At 63.8% G+C, this 1,355-nt stretch carries 1 protein-coding gene; it reads left to right on the top strand.

What is annotated here, in order from left to right:
- Positions 1-99: 99 nt before the first annotated feature.
- On the top strand, positions 100-1,355 hold a 1,256-nt coding region (locus ACZBJS_RS42495), incomplete at its 3' end, for an IS5 family transposase (protein WP_463440329.1).

Here is a 1,355-nt window from a genome sequence, read left to right as displayed (position 1 = left end):
GAAAGCCGGGTGTTGTGGCGCGCTTTCTTGCGTTTTTGGATTTTGCTTTCGAGCGATTCGTGATTCCCTGACGGCGGGTCATCGGCATTGGGGAAGGCGATGAGCAAACCGCGGGATGATCGCCAGAAGGACCTGTTGCTCCCAGCGCTCGATCAAATCATCGACATGGGTCACCCGCTGGTTCGGTTGGCGGCGCTGATCGACTGGAAGTTTCTGGATGACCGCTTTGGTTCGGTGTGCCAAACCGGTCCGGGACAGCCTGGCTTGCCGACGCGGCTTGTCGGCGGCCTGTTCATTTTGAAGCACATGCACAATCTCTCGGATGAGGTGCTGTGCGCCCGCTGGATCGAGAACCCCTACTACCAATACTTCTGCGGCGAGTTGAGCTTCTGCCACCGGCTGCCGTTCGATCGATCGTCGATGACGCGCTGGCGGCAGCGGCTCGGCGAGGAGCAACTCGTCGCGCTGATCCAGGAAAGCCTGTCGGTGGCGCACAAGACTGGCGCCATCGGCCCGAAGGACCTGGAGCGCGTGGTGGTCGATACCACGGTGCAGCCCAAGGCGGTTGCGCATCCGACCGACGCGCGACTGATGCATCGGGCCATCACCAAGCTCGTCGGGCTCGCCAAGCATAACCGCGTGGCGCTGCGCCAGAGCTATTTGCGCCTGGCCAAGCGCGCCGCCATCATGGTCGGCCGCTATACCCATGCTCATCAGTTCAAACGCGCCGGGCGCCAGCTCAAGTTCCTGCGGACACGGCTTGGCCGGATCATCCGCGACATCCGCCGCAAGATCGGTGGCGATGCGGTGCTGGAAGCTCGCTTTGGCCCGCTGCTCGGTTTAGCGCAGCGGGTGCGCAGCCAGGATCAGCATCATCGCGGTCCGAAGGTCTATGCGTTACATGCCCCCGAGGTCGAGTGCATCGGCAAGGGCAAGGCCCGCGCGCCTTACGAGTTCGGCTGCAAGGTCAGTATCGCGACCCCCGTGACGTCCCCGAAGGGCGGACAGTTCGTGCTCCATGCCAAGGCACTGCACGGCAATCCCTTCGACGGGCACACGCTCGGCCCTGTAATTGCCGACATGGAGAAGCTCACCGGCGTGGAGGCTCGCCGCATCCACGTCGACAAAGGGTATCGCGGTCACAACCACCCGCATCGGTTCAGGGTCTGGATCTCGGGGCAGGTCCGCCGCGTCACGGCTTGCATCCGTCGCGAGATGAAGCGTCGCGCGGCTGTCGAGCCCGTCATCGGCCACGTCAAGGCCGAACACCGCATGGACCGCAACTATCTCAAGGGACGCCTCGGCGACCGCATCAACGCCGTCCTTGCCGCTGCCGGCTACAACTTCGGCCTGCT

The organism is Bradyrhizobium sp. KZN70725, from assembly GCF_055264925.1.
Note: the sequence above shows the minus strand (reverse complement) of the source record. Positions and strands in the feature narration are given on the sequence as shown.